18 protein-coding genes are annotated in these 18,343 nt (G+C 40.4%); 12 read left to right on the forward strand and 6 right to left on the reverse strand.

Annotated elements, in window-relative coordinates; translation table 11 throughout:
* The first annotated feature begins 7 nt into the window (after nt 1–7).
* Nucleotides 8–793, forward strand: coding sequence for a carbon-nitrogen family hydrolase (locus JOD17_RS08875; RefSeq protein WP_204697085.1), 786 nt, complete (start codon nt 8–10; stop codon nt 791–793).
* Nucleotides 794–1,163: 370 nt separating this feature from the next.
* Nucleotides 1,164–1,619 carry a dTDP-4-dehydrorhamnose 3,5-epimerase family protein gene (locus JOD17_RS08880; protein ID WP_042418933.1) on the forward strand — a complete coding sequence of 152 codons (456 nt, stop codon included), beginning with the start codon at nt 1,164–1,166 and terminating at the stop codon, nt 1,617–1,619.
* Between the two features lie 42 nt (nt 1,620–1,661).
* On the opposite strand, the gene JOD17_RS08885 is transcribed toward JOD17_RS08880, so the two are convergent.
* A complete protein-coding gene (locus JOD17_RS08885; RefSeq protein WP_204697086.1) occupies nt 1,662–2,633 on the reverse strand; it encodes a YeiH family protein in 972 nt (323 codons plus the stop codon).
* Nucleotides 2,634–2,743: 110 nt separating this feature from the next.
* On the opposite strand from JOD17_RS08885, the gene JOD17_RS08890 reads away from it, so the two are divergent.
* From JOD17_RS08890 to JOD17_RS08925, 8 genes are all read left to right on the forward strand, one after another.
* Complete coding sequence (locus JOD17_RS08890; protein ID WP_204697087.1) at nt 2,744–3,628, forward strand: LysR substrate-binding domain-containing protein; 885 nt, start codon at nt 2,744–2,746, stop codon at nt 3,626–3,628.
* 62 nt (nt 3,629–3,690) lie between these two features.
* Nucleotides 3,691–4,092 (forward strand): hypothetical protein, encoded by a 402-nt coding sequence (locus JOD17_RS08895; protein ID WP_204697089.1) that lies wholly within the window; start codon nt 3,691–3,693, stop codon nt 4,090–4,092.
* A gap of 71 nt (nt 4,093–4,163) precedes the next feature.
* Nucleotides 4,164–5,063: a formyltetrahydrofolate deformylase gene (gene purU / locus JOD17_RS08900; RefSeq protein ID WP_239575356.1), complete on the forward strand. Its 900-nt coding sequence runs from the start codon at nt 4,164–4,166 to the stop codon at nt 5,061–5,063.
* 124 nt (nt 5,064–5,187) lie between these two features.
* Nucleotides 5,188–6,195 carry an ABC transporter substrate-binding protein gene (locus tag JOD17_RS08905; protein ID WP_204697091.1) on the forward strand — a complete coding sequence of 336 codons (1,008 nt, stop codon included), beginning with the start codon at nt 5,188–5,190 and terminating at the stop codon, nt 6,193–6,195.
* Nucleotides 6,196–6,455: 260 nt separating this feature from the next.
* Nucleotides 6,456–7,472, forward strand: a complete 1,017-nt coding sequence (locus JOD17_RS08910; RefSeq protein ID WP_204697092.1) for a FecCD family ABC transporter permease — start codon at nt 6,456–6,458, stop codon at nt 7,470–7,472.
* Nucleotides 7,473–8,471, forward strand: a complete 999-nt coding sequence (locus tag JOD17_RS08915) for a FecCD family ABC transporter permease (RefSeq protein WP_204697093.1) — start codon at nt 7,473–7,475, stop codon at nt 8,469–8,471.
* Between the two features lie 16 nt (nt 8,472–8,487).
* Complete coding sequence (locus JOD17_RS08920; RefSeq protein ID WP_204697094.1) at nt 8,488–9,321, forward strand: ABC transporter ATP-binding protein; 834 nt, start codon at nt 8,488–8,490, stop codon at nt 9,319–9,321.
* Between the two features lies 1 nt (nt 9,322).
* A complete protein-coding gene (locus tag JOD17_RS08925; RefSeq protein ID WP_204697095.1) occupies nt 9,323–10,339 on the forward strand; it encodes an NAD(P)/FAD-dependent oxidoreductase in 1,017 nt (338 codons plus the stop codon).
* A 118-nt stretch (nt 10,340–10,457) separates the two neighbouring features.
* Here the strand turns inward: JOD17_RS08925 and nhaC are convergent, their stop codons facing one another.
* Complete coding sequence (nhaC, locus tag JOD17_RS08930; RefSeq protein WP_204697096.1) at nt 10,458–11,837, reverse strand: Na+/H+ antiporter NhaC; 1,380 nt, start codon at nt 11,835–11,837, stop codon at nt 10,458–10,460.
* Nucleotides 11,838–12,006: 169 nt separating this feature from the next.
* Here nhaC and JOD17_RS08935 point away from each other — a divergent pair, with 169 nt between their 5' ends.
* Nucleotides 12,007–12,687, forward strand: coding sequence for a DUF421 domain-containing protein (locus JOD17_RS08935; RefSeq protein WP_204697098.1), 681 nt, complete (start codon nt 12,007–12,009; stop codon nt 12,685–12,687).
* Between the two features lie 814 nt (nt 12,688–13,501).
* Here the strand turns inward: JOD17_RS08935 and JOD17_RS08940 are convergent.
* From JOD17_RS08940 to JOD17_RS08950, 3 genes are read right to left on the reverse strand one after another with little or no spacing between them, the layout of a single operon-like run.
* Nucleotides 13,502–14,242, reverse strand: a complete 741-nt coding sequence (locus tag JOD17_RS08940; protein WP_204697099.1) for an amino acid ABC transporter ATP-binding protein — start codon at nt 14,240–14,242, stop codon at nt 13,502–13,504.
* 13 nt (nt 14,243–14,255) lie between these two features.
* Nucleotides 14,256–14,960, reverse strand: coding sequence for an amino acid ABC transporter permease (locus JOD17_RS08945; RefSeq protein ID WP_204697101.1), 705 nt, complete (start codon nt 14,958–14,960; stop codon nt 14,256–14,258).
* Between the two features lie 56 nt (nt 14,961–15,016).
* The gene (locus JOD17_RS08950) at nt 15,017–15,871 is read right to left on the reverse strand and encodes a transporter substrate-binding domain-containing protein (protein ID WP_204697103.1); all 855 of its coding nucleotides are present in this window, start codon (nt 15,869–15,871) and stop codon (nt 15,017–15,019) included.
* A gap of 364 nt (nt 15,872–16,235) precedes the next feature.
* Between JOD17_RS08950 and JOD17_RS08955 the strand changes: the two genes are divergently transcribed.
* Entirely contained in the window at nt 16,236–17,624 is a 1,389-nt protein-coding gene (locus JOD17_RS08955; protein ID WP_204697105.1) for a YfcC family protein, read from the forward strand.
* A gap of 99 nt (nt 17,625–17,723) precedes the next feature.
* Here JOD17_RS08955 and JOD17_RS08960 read toward each other — a convergent pair whose 3' ends face one another.
* Nucleotides 17,724–18,314 (reverse strand): histidine phosphatase family protein, encoded by a 591-nt coding sequence (locus tag JOD17_RS08960; protein ID WP_204697108.1) that lies wholly within the window; start codon nt 18,312–18,314, stop codon nt 17,724–17,726.
* Nucleotides 18,315–18,343 lie beyond the last annotated feature (29 nt).

Genomic DNA, 18,343 nt, shown 5'->3' on the forward strand with positions numbered 1-18,343 from the left:
GTTTGGAATGAAAGTAATGATGTATCAAATGGACGTTATTGCAGGTAAGCCTGAAGAGAACCGTGCAAAAGTGTCGGAGTGGCTTCAATATGAATACAAAAAGTACGAACCAGATGTCGTTGTATTACCAGAGATGTGGACGACAGGCTATGCTTTAGATGAGCTTGAGCAGATTGCAGAAACGAGCGGTGGAACGACGGAAGCCTTTGTTCAACAACTTGCAAAGGAGTATAACGTAACGATTGTAGCAGGATCGTTTGCTGTTAAAACGGATCGAGGGATTGTGAATCGAAGCATCGTCGTCAATGAAAAAGGAAAAATCATTCATACGTATGATAAAATTCACCTCGTGCCGATGCTAAACGAACCGGATTATCTTGTCGGAGGAAATGAAAAGGCAACAACGTTTTCTCTGAACGGCGTAAATGCAGGCGTTCTCATCTGTTATGACTTACGTTTCCCTGAAGTGTTTCGAACACTTGCATTAAACGGTGCCGAAGTCATTTTTGTTGTTGGAGAATGGCCAGCTGCAAGAAGAGATCATTGGGATACACTTCTTAAAGCACGAGCGATTGAGAATCAATGTTATATTGTCGCCTGTGACACCGTCGGTGAACATAACAACGTGGAGTACTCTGGAAACTCTCTCGTCTATTCACCATTTGGGACACAATACGTGAGAGCATCACCTGTCGAAGAAGAGACCGTGTATAGCGTACTTGACTTAGAAGAGGTCGCTACGTTTCGCAAATCGGTACCGAACTTGAAAAACCGTGTTCCTGACCTTTATTGACAAATGACAAATCTCTATGTATACTAGGTATCTAAGTGATTGTTGGTAATCACAAATCGACTTCACCCTTCTAAACTATGGAGAATGGAGATCGAGCGAGGTTTGTGCTTGTTAAGCTTAAATTCGCAAACTAACGTCACCCATTCAAATTTCATCTAGATCGTAGCGGACGGCCATTGGAGCCGTGGCAGCAGAAGAGATGGAAGGGCTTTTGTGATCTAGACACGCCCACATGAAATTTAAATCTATAAGATATGACCATTAGCGAGAACTGCGGCAGCTAATGGTCTTTTTGTTGTTTAGATAATCGGTCATGAGTACGAGGACGATTGAATACATTCGTTGTAGTACGGTTTAGAGGAGGCTCGTGATGATAGATGGAGTGAAGAAAAAGACGTTGTTGAAGCATCATGATGATCGGGGTTATTTCACAGAGCTCGTTCGTGATGATGAAGATCTATTAGCACAGTTTGGACAAATGTCACTGTCGATGAGTTATCCAGGCGTGATCAAAGCCTTTCATTATCATGACAAACAAGACGATGTGTGGTTTTTTCCGAGTGGGAATGCACAAGTCGTGTTGTATGACATTAGACGAACATCTTCAACGTATAAACAAACGGATGTCTATTATATGGGGGAGAATAACCCAATCGTGTTACTCATCCCTAAAGGCGTAGCGCATGGCTATCGAGTGCTCGGTGAGAAACCAGCGACAATTATTTATTTAACGACCCATTCATACGATAAAGATAACCCGGATGAAAAGCGGATTGCTTGGAACGACCAACGAATTGCGTTTAATTGGCAAACGGAACATCATTAAAAAGCAGACGTCGAACAATTTTCGTTCGACATCTGCTTTTGTTTATAAAAACCAAGTGACGTACAGCATTCCAAATCCACTTAACAACAACGAGGCCAGAATACAGATCAACAGCAAAGTGAAACTACGCGGATCGATTGCGGAAAGCTTAATTTGTAAACCGAGACCTGCCATCGCCATGCCAATGAAAACATAGGCGAGCTGGACGAGTGGGTTCACAATTCCTTCTGGAAGGTTGCCGTATGTGACGAGAACACTCATTAAAAGAAACCCGATAATAAACCACGGAAAGGGGAGAGGGGTTGATGAAGCGTTTGAGTCCTTTTGTTTATAAACGAAAGCGATAATGATGACGACCGGAACGAGTAATAACACACGTGTTAACTTAATGAGTAAAGCAGCATCCATTGCGACGTCACTCGCTACACTACTTGCTGCCGTTACATGACCAATCTCATGCAATACACCACCAACAAACAACCCAAATTGTTCATCGGTCCATTGTAGATAAGGATACATAACCGTAAAGATCAGGGTAAACAATGTACCCGTAATTGAAATCACTGCGACAGCGATTGCGATGTCTTGTTGCTTCACACGGAGTTGTGTACCGACAGCGGCTACAGCAGATGCACCGCAAATCCCAGTCCCTGCGCCAATTAAAAACGTTGGTGTTGGTGAAGAGCGAAACAAGTGTCCAATGAGTACGACCAGTCCAATTCCGAAAATTACTGTTGCGGCTGCATACAACAGTAAATCAACACCCATTGAGAATAAGTCATTAAATTGTAGTCGTAAGCCAAGTAAAACAATTCCTACACGCAACAGTGTTTTTGTACTAAAAAGAATGCCATGTTCTGCATTGGCAGGTGTACCAATCGATTGTTTTATGATCATGCCGATGATGATTGCAAGAACAAGAGGTCCAAGTGTTGTGAACAAGGGAAGAACGGTCAGGAGTTTTGCTACGATTATAATGAATAGTGTAAGTAAGATTCCTGGTAGTAGGTTCATTGAAGCGTGCCTCCTTGGAATTTACTTTACGTAATGTAATAGTATTAATAAAATACATATTTATTATCATTACCATAAATTTAATTAATGATAAGGGAGTTGAGCAATTCGTGATCATTGATGAACGGATGAACGTCTTTTTTACAGTTGCTAAAGAACGACAATTTACAAAAGCAGCAATCACGCTCAATCGAACACAGCCAAACGTAAGTTTAACGATTAAAAAACTAGAAGAAGAATTAAAGACAACGTTATTTATACGAGGAAAACGCCACGTGGAGTTAACGAAAGCGGGCAATATCCTTTATGAGCGTGTGAAACAATTGTATGATTTAGCGGAAGAAACGACGTTGATGCTTCACGAACTACAAACAGAAGTTCGTGGACTCTTAACGATCGGAGCGAGTTATTCGATTGGTGAGTACGTATTGCCACCACTATTACAGACCATTCGTTTGCAACATCCGAACTTGTTTTTTGACGTTGTGATTGCGAATACGGATGAAATTAAACGAGCGCTTATGAACCAACACATCGACTTTGGCTTTATTGAAGGAGAAATTAGCTCAGAGGGGTTAACCATTGAACAACTAAGTGAAGATGAAATGTGCTTAACGGCTTCGCCAAACGATCCGTTAGCTTCCATTGCACAAATTACTGTCGCTGATTTGCAAAATCGTGCCTGGGTGATTCGTGAGGAAGGTTCAGGAACAAGAGATTATTTGAATGCATTTTTTGAGCGGCATCAATTATCAACGCAGACGATGACAACGATTGGGAGCAACCAAGGGGTAAAAGAAGCGGTTATGAGTGGTCTAGGCATTTCATTGTTATCACGAGCGGTCATTGATCGTGATCTTAAAAACGGGCTACTCGTTGAATTGTCATTGGAAGAACTTAATTTAAAGCGGAATTTTTATACAATCACAAAAGGACCGGTATATGCGAGGGAAGAGATTGTTATCACATTGTTAAAAGAGCTTGTTACTTCATGAAATCATCGTTCATCTTCTGTTCATAAAACCTCGATACGCTTATCGTAAAGGAGGAAGAGAAGATGTCATACTGGAAAGTGTTATTAATTGCTTCTGCTTTATTCGGACTATACGGAGCAGGGATGGGAGCGCATATGGCAGGGGCCGGGTCACTTAGCTTACGACCGATTCATGCACACGTACTCGTACTCGGCTGGCTTAGCTTATTTGCTTGGAGTGTTTTTTACAAAGTATATCGCCCGAAACAAAAATGGCTGTCACGCATTCACGTCGTAAGTGCAATTGCGGGCTCATTCTTGTTAACGTTTGGGATGTGGCTCTACTTTGAATCGCCATTTAACTTAAACGAAGGGTTTACACTTGCCGCTTATATTATCGGCGGTGTGTTTGTCGTCGTTAGTTTCTTTACGTTTGTCGTACAAGCGATTCTTTTAGAAGATGAGAAAAAATCAGTACAAACGTAAAAACTTCCGATTCACTCCAATTTTGTATATACTAGTGGAATCTGAACTATAGACAAAAGGGAGTCGTACCATTGATCAACAATATCGTGAAGAAACAAGAAAAGTACAAAGAGAATACGAAAAACCGTGGAAGGATTCTCATTACGTGTGAAGACCGTCCAGGTATTGTAGCAGCCGTATCTGAATTCCTAACCGACCATGAAGCGAACATTATCGACTCTAGCCAATATTCAACAAACCCAGAAGGCGGCAAATTCTTTATGAGAATAGAGTTTGAATGTCCTGGGCTTCAAGATCGAAAAGCACAATTAGAGCGTGACTTTAAAGCGATTGCGACAAACTTTCAGATGGAGTGGAAGTTGTTCTTCGTTAGTGAATTGAAGCGTGCGGCAATTTTCGTATCGAAAGAGTTGCATTGTTTACGAGAATTGCTTTTAGAATGGGAGAATGGCGATCTTGTTGCTGAGATCCCGCTCGTCATTAGTAATCACTCGGATGCAAAAGAGTACGTTGAAAGCTTCGGTATCCCATTTGTGCACATTCCGGCGAGTAAAGAAAATCGTGCACAAGCTGAACAACAGCAATTGCAACTATTAGATGAGTACAACATCGACTTTGTCGTCCTTGCACGCTACATGCAAATTCTAACGCCGAACTTCGTCTCAAGCTTTAATCAGAACATCATCAACATTCATCACTCGTTCTTACCGGCATTCGTCGGCGCAAAGCCATATGATCGTGCCTTTGAACGGGGCGTGAAATTAATCGGTGCAACGAGCCATTACGTAACGAACGATCTTGATGAAGGACCGATTATTGAACAAGACATTAAACGGGTGAATCATCGTGATCAAGTGGAAGACTTAAAGAAGAACGGACGCATCGTTGAACGAAGCGTGCTCGTACGTGCTGTGAAATGGCATAATGAAGACCGTATTATCGTGCATGGCAATAAAACGGTCGTTTTTTAAAGCGAAGCCTCTTCCTTAGGAGAGGCTTTTTTAATGTCCACAAAATAGCCATTGACTATGAGAATCATTTTCAATTAAACTAAACAAGTGAGAATACCACATAACAATCCTCTGGGGGTACATGATGAAAAAGATTTATCCATATACACTCGCGATCGCAACGACTGCGATGCTACTGACTGCGTGTGGGGACCAAGAAGATACAGACAACAATTCAGCAAACGAAGAAGCTGATGAAACGGTAGAAGAAACCGATGATGCAGACGACAGTGAGTCAGATGCTGGAGGTTCTGAGAAGACAGTAACAGATGGATACGGTAATGAATTGACGGTACCAGCGTCTCCAGAACGCATTATCGCACCATATTTAGAAGATCCCCTCTTAACGATTGGGTTAGAGCCAATTGTGCAATGGTCTGTGAACAATGGAGCAAGTGTTCAAGACTATTTAGCGGATGAACTTGGCGATCTGCCATACATTGATTATCAGTTGCCATTAGAATCTGTGATGGAAGCAGATCCGGACTTTATTGTCGTTCCTGATGAGGGCACACTCGGTTCAGGTGACTACAACCAATATTCACAAATGGCACCTACGTACGTAATGGATAGCGAAACGAGTGCAGATTGGCGTGCAACCCTCCTAGAGATGGGCTCGCTTTTTGATCGTGATGAAGAAGCTGAAACGGCACTAGAGGAGTATGACGCTTACGTTGAAGAAGTGAAGCAAGAATTGAACGATACGGTTGGGGACGATAAAGTGGCTGTTGTTTGGTTGATTAACGGCTCGTATTTCGTCGTTGCACCGAACATTGCAAGTGGAGCGGTACTGTTTGAAGACCTTGAGTTAGAACCAGCAAATGCAATTGCTGAGTTGCCAGAAGACCCTGACCATTGGAATGAGCTCTCTCTTGAAGCATTTGCCAATTTAGATGCGGAGTATTTATTCCTCGTTAATGGTGATGGAGACAGCGTTGATTCATTAATGACTGAAGACGTATGGTCAACAATTCCTGCTGTAGAAAACGACCAGGTCATTGAAATTGCTGATGATAGCAGTTGGTTATATAACGGTTACCAAGCAAATCGTCAAACGATCGAAGAAGTCCACGAACAGATGATTTCTGAATAAATTCGAGCATAGCTATTGAGAATGATAGCCGTTTTCATTAAGATGAGAATAGGTAAGAAGAAACGTTCAAATAGGTGAGTAGGCAGACGGTTTAGAATGAATTCTAGATCGTCTGTTGTCGTCATTGTATTTGTCATAATAGACCAATTAAAGACTGAATAATACGGAGTGGCAACTTTCTACATGTAGTCAATGATCTGAACGTCGTTTTTATTGAGTTCAATCAGTTGAAAGTGAATGTGCCGTGAAGTGGGAGAACTATGAAAGAAGCGAGCATTACACGAAAACCAATAAGCTTTATTATTACACTGTTAATCGGCATTGTTAGTCTAGTGATCGTCTCCATCATTTCCGTTACGTTTGGAGCGGCTTCAATTACGCCTAGCATCATTTGGGACGCAATTGTATCATTCGACGGCAGTTTGACCGAACATCAAATCATCCAAGAAATACGAATTCCCCGTGTTGTGGCAGCAATCCTAATCGGTGGAGCGCTTGCTGTTTCTGGAGCAATCATGCAAGGCATGACGAGGAATGCATTAGCAGAGCCTTCGATTATTGGAATCTCCGATGGTGCAGCGCTTGCTCTTGCGATTATGTTTGCTTATTTCACAGCTGCTAGTTATACAGGATTACTCGTTGCAGCCTTTATTGGAGCAGGTGTCGGGACGGTACTCGTGTTTCTCGTTGGTACATTAAGTAAAGGCGGCTTATCTCCGGCAAAACTCGCATTAGCAGGGGTTACGATCGGTGCATTTTTAAGTGCACTCTCTTCTGGAATTGCGATTTATAACGATGTTGCTCAAGATTTAAGCTTTTGGTTCGCCGGAGGACTATCGAGCGTCACGCGTCAAAGCCTAATGATGGTTGCCATTCCTTGTCTCATCGGAGTGTTGATTGCACTTTTATTGTCGAAGTCGATTACGATTATGAGCCTTGGTCAAGACGTTGCAAGAGGGTTAGGGCAACGAACTGCTATTGTGCGAACGCTCGGTGTGATTGCGGTTATGTTAATGACCGGTGCATCGGTTGCGGTAGCAGGGATTATTGGTTTTGTCGGCCTTGTCATTCCACATATGGTACGTGCAGTCGTTGGGATGGATTATCGCTATGTTATTCCGTGCTCGGCTGTGTTTGGTGCGTTATTACTCGTTGCAAGTGATATTGTTGCCCGGATGATTAATGCGCCTTACGAAACACCAGTCGGAGCAATTACTGCGTTAATAGGTGTCCCGTTTTTCCTCTACCTTGCGAGACGAGAAGGGAGAGGCGTTTAAATGAAACGAAAACCGTTCATTGTTTTTACAACACTCGTCGTATTTATCGTTTTAGTTTTGCTTGTTAGTCTACAGTCAGGTACGTTTCAAATGACACCAGCTGAAGCGTTTAAAACGATAATCGGTCAAGGTAGTGACCAACAAGAACTCGTCTTGTTTGAATTCCGACTGCCACGTATGGTACTTGCAATCTTAATTGGTGCAGGTCTTGCGGTTTCAGGTGCAATCTTGCAAAGTCTTTCTCGTAATGACCTTGCAGACCCAGGTATCTTAGGAATTAATGCAGGGGCAGGCTTTGCCGTCGTATTGTTTATTTATTTGTTCCAAGGAAGTTATCAGAACCTTGGAGGAAGCGTCTATATCTTGCCGATGTTCGCCTTTCTAGGGGCGCTTACAGCAGCAGCACTCATTTATAGCCTCGCTTATAAAAATGGGATTACACCCGTTCGTCTCGTACTTGTCGGAATCGGGATCAATGCCGGGTTTAGTGCATTGCTGATTATTATGCAACTAAGAATGAGTCCGAATGATTTTATGCAAGCGACCGTTTGGCTCTCAGGCAACATATGGGGTGCTAACTGGAGTTCTGTATTAGCGATCTTACCTTGGATTGCGATTTTAATACCTCTCGTCATTAGGCAAGCGAACACGTTAAATGTAATGAGAATTGGTGATGAATCAGCGGTCGGAGTTGGGATTTCTCTCGAACGTTCACGACTGTTGCTATTGTTTTTAGCTGTGGCACTCGCAGGTGCATCGGTTGCAGCTGGAGGCGCGATCGCATTTTTAGGTCTTGTTGCGCCGCACATCGCCCGTAGAATCGTCGGACCGAGGCATCAAATAATGATACCAACGGCAGCGCTTATCGGTTCACTCATCTTATTATTTGCTGATTACATTGCAAGAAACATGTTGGCACCGTCTGAAATTCCAGTCGGTATTGTCGTAGCCATTATCGGTGCACCGTACTTTTTATACTTGCTTATTAAAACACCGTAAACTGAGGTGAACAGCCATGACTGAAATCGAAACGAAAGAACTGTCAATTGGTTATGAAAAACGAAAGATTGTCGAAGCGTTAAATTTAAAAATCCCAAAAGGACAAATTACAACGATGATCGGTCCGAACGGTTGTGGGAAGTCAACGATCTTAAAAACGTTAGCGAGAATTATGAAACCAAAGTCTGGTTCGGTCTATTTGGATGGGAAAATTATTCATAAAGAGTCAACGAAACAAGTCGCGAAGAAGTTGGCGGTATTGCCGCAATCACCAGAAGCGCCTTCAGGATTGAAGGTCAAAGAACTTGTCGCTTATGGACGGTATCCACATCAATCTGGTGCACGCTCATTGACGAAAGCTGATTTAGACATCATTGATCGTTCCTTAAAGCAAACGGGCATGGATGCTTTTAAAGACCGAGACATTGATGCACTTTCAGGTGGGCAAAGACAACGGGTGTGGATTGCGATGGCCCTTGCTCAAGAAACTGACATTTTGTTACTTGATGAACCGACGACGTATTTGGATCTCGCACACCAATTAGAAGTTCTAGAAGTATTAAAGAGGCTTAACGAAGAAGAAGGGCGTACGATTGTGATGGTCATTCACGATTTAAACCATGCTGCTCGTTTCGCTGATTATATGGTTGCATTAAAAGCAGGGAAGATTGTGCAAGAAGGGGCACCAGAACAAGTGATCTGTTCAACAGTACTAAAAGACGTATTCGCGATTGATGCTGATGTTGTTACAGACCCGAGAACGAAGAAACCGGTTTGCCTGAGTTATGATTTAATGATTCCTGAACGAGCAGAAGAAGAAGAGTTAATACCTGCAGGAGGTGCACGCTAAGATGGGGAATGACTTAGAACTGTATGATGTAACGGTTGTTGGTGGTGGTCCAGCTGGACTGTATAGTGCATTTTATAGTGGAATGCGAGACTTAAAAACGAAAATCATCGAGAGTGAACCCCATCTTGGTGGTAAATTAAATGTGTATCCTGACAAAACGATTTGGGACATCGGGGCACTACCACCGACAAAAACGAGTGAAGTTATTCAAAACTTAAGTACACAAGCGACGACGTTCGAACCGACAGTCGTTTGTGGTGAGAAAGTGACCGATATTACAAAAAATCATGACGGTACATTCGTCATTGAGACGTCACTACAGCGTAAGCATTTTACTAAAGCGATTATTTTAGCAACAGGTTACGGGATTTTGCGGCAAGCAAAGCTAAGCGTTCAAGGTGCTGAAGCTTATGAAACTGAAAACCTTTATTATGAAGTACCTGACATTGAACAATTTCGAGGCAAAGATGTTGTCATTTCAGGTGGAGGCAATTCAGCCGTTGATTGGGCAAATGAACTGGAGCCGATTGCAAAAAGCGTAACCGTCGTCCATAGACGTGATGCCTTTGGTGGCCACGAGCAGTTCGTGACAAAAATGAAAAACTCACGAGTGAATGTGATGACGCCATTCGCGATCTCAGGCTTAACAGGATGTAACCAAGGCAAATGTATTGAACAAGTTCAATTAGAGCATTGTGAGAGCAAATCGTGTCAAATTAAACGTGTCGATGCAGTTGTAGTGAACCACGGTTTTGAAGTTGAACTGTCGTTTTTAGATCATGAACCGTTAGGTTTGAAAGTAGAAGAAAGTAAACTTCAATTAAATGACCGTATGCAAACGAGTGTACCAGGTATTTTTGCTGCAGGAGATCTAGCGAATTATAATAGCAAACTTCCGTTAATTGCAGGCTGTTTCCAAGATGCAGCACTTGCGGTGAACAGCGTTAAGCAGTTCGTCGAACCAACAGCAAATGAATACGGTATGGTGTCGTCCCATCACGAGAAACTAACCCAATAAAAGATTTATTGGGTTAGTTTTAGAGCAAATATCAAAATTTCACGTACCGTATTTTAGTAAATTAAACTTCATTAGGTAAAGAAAAGAAGAAGAGAAAAAAACACGAGAGATCAAGTCATCAAGACTCAACCTTTCGTGTTGTTAACGTCCAACCTGTGTACGCATAAAGAAGGGCAATAAACGGTGTAACGATGCTTAAGAACGTGTAGAACACATACGTGAAATCAACGTTTAGTGTTGTCATGACAAAGGCTCCGATAATTCCCCACGGAATGAGGGGGTGTAAAATCGTTCCACCATCTTCAAGTGTTCGGCTTAAGTTTTTTGGGTGTAAGTTGTGTTTTTTATAAGCATCTTCGTACATTTGTCCAGGTAAAAGAATCGAAAGATACTGTTCTCCTGTGACAAAGTTAATACCAAAACAAGAAGCGAGAGTTGAGGCGATCGTATTACCTCGACTTTTTAACACCGATTGAATGCCGCGAATTAGCGCTTCGGTAATGCCTGTTGCTTGAATTAATCCACCAAAAGAGAGTGCGATAATGATTAGAGAAACTCCAAAGAGCATCGCTTCAAGCCCACCGAGTGATAACAATTCATCAATCGCAACGTGTCCTGTATTCGCATCGTATCCACTAAACATTGCACCTAGTAAAGCATTGATCTGTAAACCGGGTACATTGTAAAAGGCTGTAGCGATCGCTACAAACATTCCTGCAGCTAGTGCTGGTAAAGGTCGAACTTTCATCGCAGCTAATATGATAATCACAAGCGGTGATAAAACAGTGATCAAATGTATGCTAAACTCTTGGTCTAATACGACTAAAAGTTCATTCACGTCATTTAAACTACCACCACTCACGTTTTGATTATAACCGATAAACAAGAAAATGATTACAGTAATGATTAAAGCAGGAATCGTCGTCCAAAGCATATGACGAATATGTTCAAACAAATCGACTTTGGCTGTTGCTGCCGCTAAATTCGTCGTATCTGAAAGAGGAGAAAGTTTATCTCCGAAGATGGCACCACTAACGATCGCACCAGCAGTCATTGCAGGGTCCGCACCCATTCCAATCGATATACCCATAAGTGATACGCCAATCGTTCCAATCGCGCTTAATGAACTTCCAGTCATTAACGCTACAATTGCCGTAATAATTACGGTCGTTGCAAGGAAATACGTTGGAGATAACACTTGTAACCCGTAGAAAGTAATTGTTTGTACGGTTCCACCAAGTAACCATAGACCAATTAATATTCCGATCATGAGCATGATTAACATTGGAATGATGCCGTAACCTACTGACGTAACAATATGCTTTTCAAGTGTTGAGAAAGGGATTTTAATGAAAGTCGCATACAATGCAACGACAATCGCAGCAAGTAGGATCGGGAGGTGTGGAGGAGCTCCATATGCTAAAATTCCTAAACTTAACATAGTGATAATAATAAGAAGAATAATGATTGCTTCTGGTAACGATGCTTGACGTTGCATAGTAAAGTGCTCCTTTGTTAAAAACTACAATACATAACCGCGGTAAAGTACAAAATCATAAACTCAACTATAGCATGAAAAGAAGAATTTGAAAACATAATAATTTCACGTACCGTAATGAATGAAATGAAACACTATTTCACATAGTATCAACAAAGAGGTGAGAAGCATGCACTTAGAATTGTTGCAAACAGGAGTAGAGTTACTCGTAGGGTTTATTGCGCTACTAGTGATGTTGAAATTGCTCGGTAAGGCGACATTATCGCAAATAACACCGTTTGATTTCATTTCAGCACTAATCTTAGGTGACTTGATCGGAAATGCCATCTACGACGAACAAGCACGCGTAGGCTCGATTCTATTTTCAGTCGGGATTTGGGGAACGCTTATTTATACATTAGAAATGATCACACAAAAATACCGAGGCACTAGAAAAGTGCTTGAGGGAAGTCCTTCGATTATCGTTAAAGACGGCCAAATTGTAAGAAAGGAATTAAAAGCAAACAAATTGGATTTAGATCAGCTGCAGCATTTACTACGCCGAGAAAATGTGTTCTCATTTAGAGAAATTCAACATGCGATTTTAGAAACCGACGGCAAAGTTAGCGTACTTAAAAAGTCAGATTACGAAAACCCAGTCTCACAAGACTTACAACTACCAGCAAAGCCTGTCTATTTACCTATTACATTGATCAGTGACGGCAAAGTAAACTGGGATAACTTACAATTAGCCGGTTACGATGAATCATGGTTAAACAAACAACTACGTTCTAAAAACATTACGACGTACAGTGATGTGTTTTTTCTAGAATGGAAACAAGACGAAGGATTATACTTAGAGCCTATGTAGCCGGTTCTAAGTTACAAGTACATAATTTCACATACCGTAATGTTTTTAAAAAATAATTCTGCAATAAAGGAAAGCCAGTCAAAGAATACGACAAAAAATGCAGATTTAAACAGGGGATAAGTAAAAACAAATATAAAAAACGGGAGTTCACTGAAAGATCTAAAGAAATTTAACTACATCAGTAACTTCCGATAATATATATTATGTTAACTAAAATAAAATTCTGAGAGAAGTAACCTTTTTTGCATGTATCCTTTATAAGCCTTTGATACACTTTCTGTTTTGTAACGTGTGCTAATAAGCTTATATCAGGACTAAACGTTTTATTTCTTTAAATTGTACGTTTGGTAAGCGCTTTGCCAGGAAATGTCTAAGTATAGACGCATTTTATCAAGTGGTTAGTTGTTCGTACAATATCGTAAAAAGTTTATGGAGATGTTAATCAATGAGCAAATCTAATTTACTATTGATCCTAGGATTATTTTTCATTTTTATAGCTGCATTACTTTATTCAGCAAGAGCAATATCTATTGCTGTGTTAGCTATACCAATTGCTAATGTAATTGAACTATTAAACGAAGATATTGTCAGTTACGCGAATGGTATATTGCCGATGTCACTTCTTCCTCTTATCATTGTATCGTTCATCATTGGACTATTGTTTCTAGTCATCTCATTGTTTTCAATTTTCTTTAAATATAATAAAATTTAGCTATTCTTATGGATGTTGAAGTTAGTAATTACAGTATTATGTTAACTAAAATAAAGAAAGATCGAACTTACAGTGATGTACGTTCGATCCTTCTTTATTAAATTAATCTTCTTCTAATAAAGATAAAAATTCCTTCGTTCGATGATTTTGTGGCTTTGTAATGACTTGATTGCCTTCACCTTGTTCAACAATGTAACCTTCATCCATAAAGAGGATTTTATCGGCGATACGTTTAGCAAAATTCATTTCATGAGTTACAATGACCATCGTCTGACCTTCATTTGCTAAGGCTTCAATAACCTTTAAAACTTCTCTTACTAATTGTGGATCCAACGCAGACGTCGGTTCATCAAATAACATCACTTCAGGTTCCATGACGAGTGCTCTAGCGATTGCTGCTCGTTGTTGTTGACCGCCGGACAATGCATCTGGGTACTTATTTTTATGCTCTGACATACCTACTTTTTCTAGGAGTTGTTCACTCTTCTGTTTAACCGTTGTTTTATTATCTTTTTTTACTGTTATAGGCGCTGTAACAAGATTTTCAATGACTGTTTTATGCGGGAAAAGGTGAAATCCTTGAAATACCATACCGGAGTATTGTCGAATTTCCTTAATCTCTCGCTTCTTCAATATTGAATTAAACGATACTCTTGAATTACCTATGGCAATTGTACCAGCGTCAGGGGTTTCTAATAAGTTCAAGCACCGAAGTAACGTCGTTTTTCCTGAGCCTGATGGACCGATTAAACAGACGACCTCTCCTTTATTTACTGTGAAATCAATAGATTTTAAGACTTCTACATTATCAAATGATTTTTTTAATGATGTCACTTCAATCATCTCGATCTACTCCTTATTGCGCGTCACTCAAATAACGGTTATAACGTTTCTCTAATCGATTTTGGAAATAACCAATAACAATACATACAACCCAATAAATCAGCGCTGCAGTGATGTACATCGTCATACTGTCATAAGTTCTTCCTGAAATTAGTCTTGCACTATATAAAAGCTCTTGAACGGTAATAACTGAAGCCAATGATGTCCCTTTAACAACATCCATAAAGATGCTGAACGTTGGTGGCAAAGCAATTCGTGTTGCCTGTGGAATGATAATTTTAGTCATCGTTTGCACGTAATTCATTTGAAGTGATGCTGCTGCTTCCCACTGTCCTCTAGGTACTGACATAATGGATGAGCGAACGACTTCTGCACTATACGCAGCAAAATTCAAACTAACACCTACAATACCTGCAAAGACCGCACTTGTGAACTCAATGCCAATTACAGGCAGACCGTAATAAAGAATAAATATAAAAACTAAAAGCGGGGTTCCTCTCATAAACGAAATATAAATCCGAGCTGGCCAACGAATAAACCAAAGCTTAGACATACGTGCTACACCAAGGAATATCCCTAATATAAGTGAAAAAATCATACTAAAAAACGCAATGATCATTGTGATTCTAAGACCTTCTAATAAGAAAGGTAATGAGTCAATTGCAAGTTCAAAATCATAAAGATATTCCCATTGGATTGATGAAAACCATTCAAACATAAGTACGCTCCAATCTAAAAATTGAGACACAGTCAATCCTGCATCTCAATTTGAATTTACCCTTCAAGGCTAACAATTTCCGAGTTATCTGTTGGTTGAGAAACATCCTCACCCAAATATTCTAATGATAATTCTGAAACGACCCCTTCTTCTACTAACTCAATGATTGTGTTGCTGATTTGTTCTTGAAGTGCTTCATTTCCTTTTAGAACCGCTAGAGCACTTTCAGTTGCGTGATATTTTACGTCTTCTGCTAATACTAAGCGATCATCGCCAAATTCCTCGAGAGTGCGTCGTAATACAAGATAATCATTAAGGTAAGCACTTTGATTTCCATTTAGAACGTCTCTTAGGATTGCTTCAGTACCACCATCATAAGCTGTACCATTAGCCCCGATGTTATCTGAAAAAATGGCATAGTTGCTTGTTAATGACCCTAAAGCAACGTCAACCCCTTCTAAATCATGTGCAGATGTGAATTGATCTTCATTTTCTTCTAGGACGACCGCAGATCCATATGAATATTTATGTGGTTCTGCAAAATCAAACGTTTCTAAACGTTCTTCAGTAATTGCAAAGTCATGTGCTGCAACATCGATTTGTCCGTTTCGTAGAGCAGGTAAGATACCATCAAAATCCATCGTACTAAACTCAATATCTAACCCTAGTCGATCTGCGACTTCTTTCACCAACTCAACTTCAAAGCCCGTTAATTCATTGTTTTCATCGATGTATGTAATAGGTGCATATGTTCCTGATGTCCCTACTACTAGGCTTCCGGATGATTCAACATCTGTCCAAGAAGTATCTTCGTTGTCATCGCTATTTTCTTGCTCGGATTCATCATTCCCACAAGCCGTTAACAGTACTGTTGATAATCCTACGAGAAAAAATTTATTAAATAACTTCATTAATTACACCCACTTTTCTAATAATACTTATTGAATTACTCGGCTTTTATTAAACTATCATCACTAAAATTGTTTGTCAATATAAAATTCTAAAAATTAGTACTCCCGTTCGCTTCTTCATAACAAAAACTCAGTGGCCTATCACCGCTGGAGCTCTCACTCACCTGATCTCCTCTAACGTCACATTCCCTTCATACAGCAGACCCGTTGTCATTTCTTTATCACCAATTCTTAAATGATTATTTAATGGATTAATTCTTTTAGCCTTAATCAACTGCATTCTCCTAGTTCTGCCTAAAAATGGTTTGCTAATGAGAAATTTAATCTATAAGATAATGAAATACAACCATAGGGGGGATTAGAAATGTCGGAACAGAAGAAAAACCGAGGAATTAACGTATTTGCCTTAATTTTTGGCGTCATAATTTTTGCTACTATTCTGACTTACATTGTGCCCGCAGGTAACTACGAAAGAGTAGAGCAAGATGGTCGCGAAGTGGTAGACCCAGGTTCATACACCGAAGTGGAATCAAGTCCAGTGCAACCATTTCAAATTTTCACCTCTATACATACAGGACTCGTTGAAGCCTCTGATATTATTTTCTTCATCTTGATTATCGGAGGTACGTTTGGCATCTTAAATCACACGGGTACCATTGATCGACTCGTTACAGTTGCTTCATACAGGCTAGTCAATCAAGAGAAATGGTTTATTCCAATTACGATGCTCATTTTCGCCCTTGGCGGAACGCTTATGGGCCTTGCCGAAGAAACATTGGCATACATCCCAATTCTTATTCCGCTTGCTCTCGCGTTACGATTTGACGCAATTACAGGAACAGCGATTGTTTTGGTCGGTAGTTCAATCGGGTTTACAACTGCGATCATGAACCCATTTAACGTCGGCGTTGCTCAAGGAATTGCTGAGTTAGATATTTATTCTGGAATGTGGCTTCGTCTCATTCTTTTCGTTTTAATGTATACGATTGCTGTCATTTTTGTTTATCGATATGCCTTGAAAGTGAAGAAAAATCCTGAACTAGGCTATTACGGGAATTACACAGCGAATACGCAACTTAATGAGATGAAAACCACAGAAACATTAACCAATACACATAAGGTGATTTTAGGGCTTTTTATCGTAAACTTTATCGTACTTGCTTTTGGCGTCATTCAGTATGAATGGTTTATTACCGAGATCGCTTCACTATTCTTACTGCTCGGAGTTATTATTGGCGTTGTTGCTCGTCTCGGTGTACACGATGTTGTCGATGGCTTTCTAAAAGGTGCTTCTGGTGTACTCGCTGGTGCGCTGATCGTCGGCTTTGCTCGTGCCATCCTAGTCGTCTTGGAAGACGGCAATACAATTGATACAATGTTGTATTATGCGGTAGGTTTTTTGGAAAATATCCCTACCGAGTTCAATGCCGCTGGCATGATCTTTATTCAAAGTATCATTAACTTCTTCATCCCGTCAGGTAGCGGTCAAGCGGCACTCACCATGCCGATTATGATCCCGCTTGCAGACTTGCTCGGCATTACAAGACAAACGACTGTACTTGCCTTTACTTTAGCTGATGGCATAGGGAACATTATTCTCCCGACTTCAGGCTATTTCATGGCAGCACTGGCGCTTGCAGGAATTCCATGGACCAAATGGGTTCGCTTCATCTGGCCATTTATTCTGATTCAACTTACGATTGCTGTTATCGCTGTCATGTTTGCCGCCTGGTTTGGATACGGACCATTCTAAAAAGCTAGGTAGAGTTGACGAATAACTCTACCTAGCTTTTTCGTTTAACAGTAAGCTATGAACCGTTTCACATTTATCTCGGCTGAATTCGATTCTTGCCTATATAGATTCTAAGTGGTTCGTATCGTTAATAAAATGAATGACCTTTTCATTATCTGTAAGTTCAATCATACTAATCCCCGTATCCCCTATTTTAAAGTAGTAATCCATGTTCATTGGCATTTGGAAAAAAGCTCGTAATATACTATTAATTACACCGCCATGAGCGACAATTGCAATCCGTTCATATTTATTTTCAGTTACAATCTTAGAAAATATCGTTTCAATTCTCATTCGAAACTCTATGAATGATTCTCCATTTTCAAAACGATCATGAAGAAATTGTGGCTTCGGATGATTTTTCGCTTCTTCAAAAGACATGCCAGCCTGTATACCATTATTAAATTCCATTAATTCTTCTTCATATGCCACTGGACAACCGATAGCTTGCGCTAATGTTTCAGCAGTTTCTCGCGCTCTCTTTAATGTACTTGCCCATATAAAGTCTGGGGGAAAGTCATTTTTCACTTTCTGTACTAAACCGCTCACTTGTCTTCTACCCATTGCTGTTAATTCAAAATCCGCTCTTCCTTCATGCACGTTTAAAAGATCTGCTTCCGATTCCCCGTGCCTAATTAATAGTATCTGCATAAATTATCCCCTCTTACATCTTTTAAATA

The organism is Geomicrobium sediminis (assembly GCF_016908595.1).
In the GTDB taxonomy this organism is placed as follows: domain Bacteria; phylum Bacillota; class Bacilli; order Bacillales; family Marinococcaceae; genus Geomicrobium_A; species Geomicrobium_A sediminis.